Below are 1,647 nucleotides of genomic sequence, written 5' to 3' on the forward strand. Positions count from 1 at the left end.
GGAACAGATAGCCAGCGGTGGCACCGGCCGCTTCGGCGGCGGCCGCATCCGTGTAGGCATCCGGACCCGCCCAGTACCACACCATGTGCGCCATCGGGATATAGGCGAAGGTGAACCAGATCACCGCGAACAGCAGCACCGCCGAGAACTTCATCCGCTCGGCAAAGCCGCCGACGATGAGCCCGCAGGTGATGGCGGCAAAGGCCCCCTGGAACACCACGTAGATGAACTCGCTGATCCCGACCCCCTTGCTGAAGGTGGCGGCGATGGAATCCGGCGTCACCCCCATCAACAGCACCTTGTCGAAGGAGCCGTAGAAGGCGCCGCCCTCGGTGAAGGCCAGGGAGTAGCCGTAGACCACCCAGAGGACGGTGATGAGGCAGAACAGGGTGAACACCTGCATCAGCACGCTCAGCATGTTCTTGGCGCGCACCAGGCCGCCGTAGAAGAGGGCGAGGCCCGGCACGGACATCAGGATCACCAGGGCCGCCGCCACCATCAGCCAGGTATTGTCCCCCTTGTTGATGGTCACGGTCGCGGCCGCCTGTACCACATCGGCCTGCGCGGCCACCTCTTCGGCCCAGCCCGGGGCGGCCATGGTGGCGGCCAGCGCCAGCAGGCCAGTCATTACGAGTCTCTTGAACATACAGCCCTCTCCTTGTCGTCCCGGCATCCGGGTCCATTTCCTGATATGCATTTCCAACCTGGCCACCTGCCCACCGCACCTGTGTGGCTCACGGAGACATCATGGCGACATGACATGGGGAAAGCATAAAGCAGGCCAAGAAAAATAATCCTTTTATTTCATGGGTTTATGTTTTTATCACATTCAACACGCACCATCTTGGCGCACGATGCCCGGTTACAGGGGGAAAATCGCACTTTGGCTGTGCATTGCCGGGAAAGTGCACCAGGATGACCCAATCGCCTCACAATGACGGGGCGAACCCGTGGTGATGTCACCCTGGCAGGCTTATCTATCCCGCTAAGGTATTTATGAAATAAATGAAATGGGCCATACCATGGTGAAATCAAATGAGGCTGACGGCCAATATCCCCCCACCCGAGGGGCACAAGCACTTTAAGAGTGCAAACTCGCACCATTCGTCTGGTCTGCCCCGAAATGCCCGGTCATACTGGCAAGCCATCTTCCCTGTCCCCAGCGCCGCGAGGAGCCCATGCCCAATCTCAACGTGACCGAAATCAAGGCCTTCGTGCCTGCCCGAGATTTCACGCAGTCAAAGCAGTTCTATCAGGATCTCGGCTTTACCCTGGCCTCCGATGGCGACGGCGTGGCCTATTTTCATCTCGGCAACGCAAGCTTCCTGCTGCAGGATGGCAATCCCCCGGGGCTGGCCGAGCAGCTCATGATGCACCTCCTGGTGGAGGACGTGGCCGCCTGGCAGGCCCAAGTGGAGGCGAGCCAGGTCGCCGCCCGCTACGGCGTCCGGGTCACGGAGCTCGTCACCCAGCCGTGGCGCATGAAGGAATTCTGTCTGTACGATCCCGCCGGCGTGCTGTGGCGCATCGCGCAGAACATCGACTGAGGGGATGGCAGTCCGAGAGGTTGATGGCCCGAGAGCCTGTGGGTCTGAAGGTCTGAGAGTCTGAGGGTCTGAGGGTCTGAGGGTCTGAGGGTCTGAGGGT

General features: G+C 60.8%; 1 protein-coding gene and 1 pseudogene. One reads left to right on the plus strand and one right to left on the minus strand.

The window, feature by feature from the left end:
* Positions 1-646, minus strand: a pseudogene (locus AACR77_RS13825) (ammonium transporter); the annotation flags it as partial.
* 532 nt (positions 647-1,178) lie between these two features.
* Here AACR77_RS13825 and AACR77_RS13830 point away from each other — a divergent pair.
* Entirely contained in the window at positions 1,179-1,547 is a 369-nt protein-coding gene (locus AACR77_RS13830; RefSeq protein WP_042882282.1) for a VOC family protein, read from the plus strand.
* Positions 1,548-1,647 lie beyond the last annotated feature (100 nt).

The organism is Aeromonas sp. ZOR0002, from assembly GCF_963866995.1.
Classification (GTDB): domain Bacteria; phylum Pseudomonadota; class Gammaproteobacteria; order Enterobacterales; family Aeromonadaceae; genus Aeromonas; species Aeromonas caviae.